General features: G+C 72.3%; 1 protein-coding gene. It reads right to left on the bottom strand.

The features are described 5' to 3' along the window. On the bottom strand, window positions 1-8,305 hold an 8,305-nt coding region (locus tag VET29_RS33560; protein ID WP_324928283.1), incomplete at both ends, for a non-ribosomal peptide synthetase.

The following is an 8,305-nucleotide window of genomic DNA, read 5'->3' as shown; positions in this document are numbered from 1 at the left end:
GAGCCGCTCGAACGGCACGTCCTGATGGGCGTAGGCATCCAGGCCACGTTCACGCACCCGGCCGACCAGCTCCCGGAACGACGGGTCGCCGTCCGTACTCACCCGCAGCACCAGCGTGTTCACGAAGAACCCGACCAGGTCGTCGAGCGCCTCGTCGGTCCGCCCGGCGATCGACGTGCCGACGGGGATGTCGGTGCCGGCACCCAGCCTGGTCAGCAGCGCGGTGAGGCCGGCGTGCACAACCATGAACACGCTGGCGCCGCAGCTTCGTGCGAGGTCGGTGAGGCCGTCCCGCAGGTCCCAGGCGAACGGTGCCAGCTCGCCACGGTAGGAGGCGCGGGAGGGGTGTGGCCGGTCGGTGGGCAGTTCGATGCGGTCGGGCAGGCCGGCCAGCGCCTCGCGCCAGTAGCCCAGCTGGGCATCGATGTCCAGCTCACGTTGCCACAGCGTGTAGTCCGCGTACTGGACGGGCAGCGGCGCCCAGCCGGGCTCGTGTCCCCTGGTGCGGGCCGCGTACGCGGTGGCGAGATCGCGCCAGAGCGGGGCGGTGGACCAGCCGTCGGAGGCGATGTGGTGGAACACCAGGACGAGGACGTGCTGGTCGTCGCCGAGCCGCAGCAGCTCGGCGTGCAGCGGCACCTCCGTCTCGAGGTCGAACGTCGTGCGTGCGGCGGCGGAGATGGCGTCGGCGAGGCCGCCGGGGTCCGCGCCGACGTCGCGCCGGGTGAGCGAGACGGCCGGGTCGTCGAGCACGTGCTGGTGGGGAACGCCGTCGTACTCGGGGAAGACGGTGCGGAGGGCCTCGTGCCGGTGGAGGACGTCGCGGAGCGCCTGTTCCAAGGCGGTGGTGTCGAGCGGCCCGGCAAGACGCACGGCACTGGGCATGTTGTAGGTGGGCGACGGGCCTTCGAGGCGGTGCAGGAACCAGAGCCGTTGCTGGGCGTGGGAGAGCGGCAGCCGCTCCGGCCGGTCGACCGGCCGGACGGGTGGCCGGGCCTGAGTGTCCTCTGTGGACAACGCGGTGGCGAGCCCGGCGACGGTGGGCGTCTCGAAGACCGTCCGCACCGCCAGCTCGACACCGAACACCCCGCGGACGCGGGCGACCAGGCGGGTGGCGAGCAGGGAATGCCCGCCGAGCGCGAAGAAGTCGTCGTCGACGCCCACCGCGGGCGCCTGGAGCACCTCGGCGAAGAGTCCACAGAGGACCTCCTCCACCGGGGTGCGGGGCGGGCGACCGGTGGTGTCGAGGCGGCGTTCGGGCGCGGGGAGGGCCTTGCGGTCGACCTTGCCGGAGGGGAGCAGCGGCAGCCGGTCGAGGAGCACGAACGCGGAGGGGACCATGTAGGCGGGCAGGTGGTCGCGGACGTGGGCCCGCAGTGCGGTGGCGAGCGAGCCGGTGTCCCGCCTGCCCGCGGGGTTGTTGCCGAGTTCGGCGAGGGACCGCCGCGGCGGCGACGGCCGGTAGACGCGGTCGGGCTCGTCAACGGCGAAGACGGCGTCGAGTGCGGTGGCGGTGGCGGCCCAGGTGACGGCCACGCGGTACCCGGCCCGCTCGGCGAGAGCGAACAGGTCCTCGGGGTCGGTGCCGGTGAAGTCCGCCAGGTCGCCGGCGAGGCGGCCGTTGGGAATGCCGGTGACCCGCAGGCGGTCGGGATGCTCGTCGCGCAGGAGCCGTTCGACCGCGGCGCCGTCGGTGAACGCGACCGCGCGTTCGGCGGCGGGCGGGGCCGGCTCCGCCTTGCGTAGCACCGCGTCGTAGCGGTACCGGGTCAGCTCGTTGTGTGCCGTGCCGCGTTTGATCCACAGGTCTGCGTCGGCACCCAGTTCCCTTGCCATGGCGGGGAAGAAGTCGGGATCGAGCAGCAGCTCGCCTTCCCGGGCCCGGCCGGTCGCGGCGGCGAACACCGGTAGGAGGCGGGCGTTTCTGATGTCTCCCAGGAAGATCGCGCCGCCCGGGGCGAGCATCCGGTACGCCTGACGGACCACCTCCGCCAGGTAGGCGACGCTCGGGAAGTACTGGGCCACCGAGTTGATGATCACCGTGTCGAAGTGCGACTCCGGCACCTCGCCCAGGTCGTGTGCCGGACGGGCCGCCAGGTGGATCCTCGGGTCGTCGCCCACCTCGCGCAGGAGGTTCGCCACGGCCTGTTCGGACAGGTCGACGCCCCGGTACTCCTCGGCTCCGGGCGCCACCCGGGACAGGATCAGGCCGCTGCCCACCCCGATCTCGAACACGCGCCGCGGGGACAGCGCCTGGATCCGGTCGATGGTCGCCGCATGCCACTCGCGCATCTCGGCAAGGGGGAGCGGGGAGCCGTCGTAGCTGGAGTTCCAGCCGACGAAGTTCTCCTCCATGCCGCCGCTGCCGGTGAACACGTCCTCGTGCAGTTCGTGCCATTCGGCCACCTGACTCAGTTCCGCGTCCGTGTCCCGGCCGCCGGCCGGCACCGCGTACGCGATCAGCTCGCCGTCCCGGGCGATGACCAACGGTTGGCCCACCGCGGGATGGGCGGCCAGCACCGACTCGATCTCGCCCAGCTCGATGCGGTAGCCGCGAATCTTGACCTGGTCGTCCGCACGACCCAGGAACACCAGCCGACCGTCCGGCAACCAACGGACCAGATCCCCGGTGCGATACAGGCGGGTGCCGGACCCGAACGGGTCGGCCACGAACCGCTCCGCGGTCAACGACGGCCGCCCGAGATAGCCCCGGGCCAGACCCGAGCCGCCCAGGTACAGCTCCCCCACCACACCCGGCGGCACCGGGCTGAGCGTTGCGTCCAGCACATACGCACGCGTGTCCGGGTCCGGGACACCGATCGGCACCGTCGGCGAACCGGGGGCACACTCGCCCAGCGTCGAGTTCACCGTCGCCTCGGTGGGGCCGTACGCGTTGAACATGCGGCGGTTCACCGACCAGCGGGCCACCAGCTCGGGAGACACGCGTTCGGTGCCGGCCAGCAGGACGGAGTCGTGCGGGAGGTCCAGGTCCGCGGGTAGCGCGTCCAGCAGCGCGGGCGGCAGGATCATGAAGTCGACACCGTGCTCATGCACGTACGACGTCAACGCCTCGCCCGCCACCCGCCGCTCCGCCGGGACGACCACCAGCCGCCCGCCGGACAGCAACCCGAGACACAGGTCCCAGAACGCCACGTCGAAGCTCGGCGACGCGAACTGCAACACCCGGCTGTGCGGCCCCACCCCGAACCGCCGCACCTGCGTCGCCACCAGCTTCGCCACGCCGGCGTGGGACACGACCACGCCCTTCGGGCGGCCCGACGAGCCGGACGTGTAGATCACGTACGCCGCGTTGGCCGGCATGATCTCCACGCCCGGATCCGAGGATGGCGCGGTCGCGAGGGCGTCCTCGTCCAGCGTCGTCACCACACACACCGGCGCGGCGTCGGCCAGCATGAACGCCACCCGCTCGGCCGGGTAGTCCACGTCGATCGGCAGGTACGCGGCACCCGACTTGAGCACCGCCAGCTCGGCGACGACCATGTCCAGGGAGCGCGGCACGGACAGGGCCACCACCTTCTCCGGGCCGGCGCCCTGGGCGATCAGCAGGTGCGCCAGGCGGTTCGCGCGCTCGTCCAGCTCGGCGTAGGTCAGTGACGCCGACTCGAGCACCACCGCCACCTCGTCGGGGCGGGTGCGGACCTGCTCGGCGAACAGGGACACGAACGTCGACGTGCCAAGGCCCTCGTCCACGCCGGCCCACGAGCCGAGGACCTGCTCGCGTTCACCGGCGGCCAGCAGGTCCAGGCCGCCCAGCGGTTGGTCCGGGGCGGCGAGCGCGGACCGCAGCAGGTGTTCCAGGCGCGCGAGGATCGAGTCCACCGTGGCTCGGTCCAGCACGTCGGTGTTGAACTCCAGCACGCCGTCGATGCCGGAGTCCCGTTCGGTCAGCGAGATCGACAGGTCGAACTTCGAGGTGCCCGTGGTCACGGGGATCTCCGTGACCGTCAGGCGCGGCAGCGTCACCTCCGCCCGCGTGTTGTTCTGGCCGGCGATCATCACCTGGAACAGCGGGTGGTACGACAGCGACCGCGTCGGGTTCAGCACCTCGACCAGCCGCTCGAACGGCACGTCCTGGTGCTCGTGTGCCGCCAGGTCGTGCTCCCGCACCCGGCCGACCAGCTCGCGGAACGTCGGGCCGCCGGAGGTGTCCACGCGCAGCACCAACGTGTTCACGAAGAACCCGACGAGATCGTCCAGCGCGTGGTCGGTGCGGCCGGCGATCGGCGAGCCGATCGGGATGTCCGTGCCGGCGCCGAGCCTGGTCAGCAGCGCCGCCAGGCCGGCGTGGACGACCATGAACACCGACGCACCGCACGACCGCGCCAGCGCCGAGAGCCCCGCGCGCAGGCTTGCGTCCCAGGTGAACGTGTACAGCTCGCCGCGGAACGTCGCCACCTTCGGGTGTGGGCGGTCCAGCGGCAGCTCGATCCGCTCCGGCAGCCCGGCCAGCGCCGTGCGCCAGTGGTCCAGCTGCGCGGCGGCCTCGCTGGCCGGGTCGTCCTCGGCGCCGAGCAGGTCGCGTTGCCACAGCGTGTAGTCCGCGTACTGGACCGGCAGTGGAGTCCACTGTGGAGCCTCGCCGCGCAGGCGGGCGGTGTACGCCGCCGCGATGTCCCGCCACAGCGGGGCCATCGACCAGCCGTCGGACGCGATGTGGTGGAACACCAGTGCCAGCACATGTTCCTCGGCGCCGAGCCGGAGCAGCTCGACCCGCATCGGCACGCGGTTCTCCAGGTCGAACGGGCCGCGCACCAGACCGGTCAGCACCGCGTCCAGGTCGTCCTCGGCCACGTCCCGAACCCGCGGCTCGACCGCGGAGTTGTCCACAATTCGCTGGTAGGGCGTGCCGTCGCGCTGTGGAAACACCGTACGCAGCGCTTCATGACGGTCCGTGACGTCACGCAGGGCGGCCCACAGTGCGGGAACGTCGACGGGACCGGACAGGCGCATGACCAGCGGCACGTTGTAGGTGGCCGACGGGCCCTCCAGGTGGTGGAGGAACCACAACCGTTGCTGGGCGAAGGAAAGCGGCAGGTACTCGGGGCGTCGCACCGGCACCAGCGGCGGCCGGGCGGCCCTGGTGGACTCGGTCAGCAGTGCGGCCAGGCCGGCCGGGGTCGGCGTCTCGAACACCGAGCGCACGGCCAGCTCGGTGTCCAGCGCGGCGCGAACCCGGGCGATCAGCCGGGTCGCGAGCAGGGAGTGGCCGCCGAGGTCGAAGAAGCTGTCGTCCGGGCCGGCCTCCGGCACGCCGAGCACCTCGGCGAACAGCTCGCACAGCAGCCGTTCCCGCTCGTTCGCGGGTTCCCGGTCCGAGGTGGACACCGCGGGGTCGGGTGAGGGAAGGGCGCGGCGGTTCAGCTTTCCGTTGGCCGTCACGGGGATCGCGTCGAGCACGACGATCGCCGACGGCACCATGTGTTCTGGCAGCCGTCGCGTGGCCAGCTCCCGGACCGACGCCGCCAGCTCGGCGTGCCGGCGGAACCGGAGGGGGTCGGTGCACAGCGGGCCGTCCGCCTCGCCCCGGAAGGCGCCGACCGGCACGCCGTCGCCGGTGAAGTACACCGCGTCGAGGGCGCCGTCCGTTCCGGCCGCCCAAGTCACGACCGTCCGGTACCCGAGTGCGTCGCCGAGCTCGTGCAGCGCCTCGGGATCGACATCGCCGGTGCGCCGGCCGTTGGGGATTCCCTTCACCCGCAACGCCTTCGGCCGCTGCCGGAGCAGTGCGGCGGTGGCGCCGAGGCTCGCCCAGGCCAGTTCGGGCACCGCCGCCAGCTCCCGCGTCCCGCGGGATCCCTTGTGCAGCACCACGTCGTAGCGGAACTGGCTCAGCTCGTTGACGTGTGCCGCCCGCTTGATCCGGATGTCCGCGGGCCCGAGGCCGGCGAACAACGCGGGGTCGACGAGCAGCTCCTTCTCCCGCGCCAGGCTCTGCTCGACCGTCCGGTCGCCGCGCCGTGCGGCCACCTCGGTGTGGAAGGCCCGCAGCTGGCGCAGGTCACGCACGTCGCCGACGAACACCGCACCGCCGGGCACGACCAGGTCCAGCGCCCCGCGCAGCACGTCGAGGAGGTAGTCGCCGCTCGGGAAGTACTGCACGACCGAGTTGAGCACGACGGTGTCGAAGAAACCGGCCGGCAGTCCGGAGAAGTCGGCCGCGTCCCGGTGGCGCAGGATCACGTCCGGGAACCGCCGGCGTAGGCCGGAGATCACCGCCGCGGACAGGTCGGTACCCCAGTACTCCGCGCACTCCCCGGCCAGTTGGGACAGGATCAGGCCGGTGCCGACACCGATCTCCAGCACCCGCCGGGGCCGCAGCTCACGCACCCGCGCGACGACGGCGTCGCGCCACTCCCGCATCTGCTCGACCGGGATGGGTCGCCCGTCGTAGCTGGAGTTCCAGCCGGAGAAGTCGTCCGCCGGCGTGGCGGCGTACATCGAGTCGTAGAGCTCCTGCCACTGCTCGACATGCTCGGTCGCGCCGGCGTTCGCGGCATCGCCCGGTACCACGTAGCCGACGAGGCGGACGTCGCCGGGCCGGTCCTCACGGGTGACCACCACGGCCTGGTCGACCTCGGGATGCTCGGCCAGCGTCGCGGCGATCTCCCCCGGCTCGACGCGGAAACCGCGGATCTTGACCTGCTCGTCGGCGCGGCCGAGGAACTCGAGCGCGCCGTCCTGGCGGCGCTTCGCGAGGTCACCGGTCCGGTACATCCGGGCGCCCGGCGGACCGAACGGGTCCGCGACGAACCGTTCGGCGGACAGCCCCGGCCGGTTCAGGTAGCCGCGGGCCAGCTGGACACCGGCCAGGTACAGCTCGCCGGGGGTGCCCGGCGGGACCGGCTGGAGGCGGGCGTCCAGCACGTAGGTGCGGGTGTTCCAGACCTCGTGGCCGATCGGCACGGTCGCGTCGGCCGGGGCACAGCGCCAGTAGGTGACGTCGACGGCCGCTTCCGTCGGGCCGTAGAGGTTGTGCAGGCCGGCGTCCAGCACGCCGTGGTACAGCTGGACGGCGTCGGCCGGCAGTGCCTCGCCGCTGCAGATGACCCGGCGCAGGGACGTGCACGCGGCGGCACCCGGCTCCCGCAGGAACACCTGGAGCATCGACGGTACGAAGTGGACGGTCGTGACGCCGCGCTCGCGGATCAGCGACGCCAGGTAGGCGGGATCCCGGTGGCCGTCCGGACGGGCCACGACCTCCGTCGCGCCGGCGATCAGCGGCCACAGGAACTCCCACACCGACACGTCGAAGCTCGACGGCGTCTTCTGCAGGACGCGGTCCTCCGGCGTCAGGCGGTACTCGTGCTGCATCCACAGTAGACGGTTGACGATTCCCCGGTGTGGCACGACGACGCCCTTGGGGCGGCCGGTCGAGCCGGACGTGTAGATCACGTATGCCGGATGGTCGGGGCGCACGCCGGCGTCGAACCGCGTGCCGTCCTCGGGCAGTTCGGTCCCGGCGAGGAGCTCCGGGGTGATGACGAGCGCCGGGGCGGCGTCCGCGAGCATGAGCTCGATGCGGTCGGCCGGGTAGTCGGGGTCGAGTGGCAGGTAGGCGGCGCCGGTCTTCAGCACGGCGAGGATGGCGGTGACCAGCTCGACCGAACGCGGGAGGGCCAGCGCGACGATCCTCTCCGGGCCGGCGCCCCGATCGGCCAGCAATCGGGCCAGGCGGTTCGACAGCGCGTCCAGCTGCGCGTAGGTCAGCTCGGTGCCCTCGAAGAACAGTGCCGGGTGGTCGGGGGTGGCGGCGACCTGCGCGGCGAACAGCGCCGGCAGCGTGGTCTCCGGGATCGCGGTGTCGACCCAGTGCCGCGTGCGTTCGTCGGCCGTGAGCAGGTCGATCGCGCTCAGCGGTAGGTCCGGGTCGGCGACGACCGCGCGCAGCAGGCGTGCCAACCGCGCCAGGACGGCGTCCACCGTGGCATGGTCGAAGACCTCCGTGTTGTACTCGGCGAGGCCCTGGATGCCGTGCGGCTGCAGGGTGAGGGAGAGCCAGAGGTCGAACTTGGCGGTGCCGGTGCCGACCTTGATCTCGTCGACGGTCAGGCCGGGCAGCTCCACACCGGCCGTCGGCGTGTTCTGCCAGGCGAGCATGGTCTGGAACAGCGGGTGGTAGGACAGCGAACGGGCCGGGTTCAACGCCTCGACGAGCCGCTCGAACGGCACGTCCTGATGGGCGTAGGCATCCAGGCCACGTTCACGCACCCGGCCGACCAGCTCCCGGAACGACGGGTCGCCGTCCGTACTCACCCGCAGCACCAGCGTGTTCACGAAGAACCCG

The organism is Actinophytocola sp., assembly GCF_035634895.1.
GTDB lineage: Bacteria > Actinomycetota > Actinomycetes > Mycobacteriales > Pseudonocardiaceae > Actinophytocola.
The sequence above is the reverse complement of the archived record's forward strand: the minus strand, read 5'-3'. Positions and strand labels throughout refer to the sequence as shown.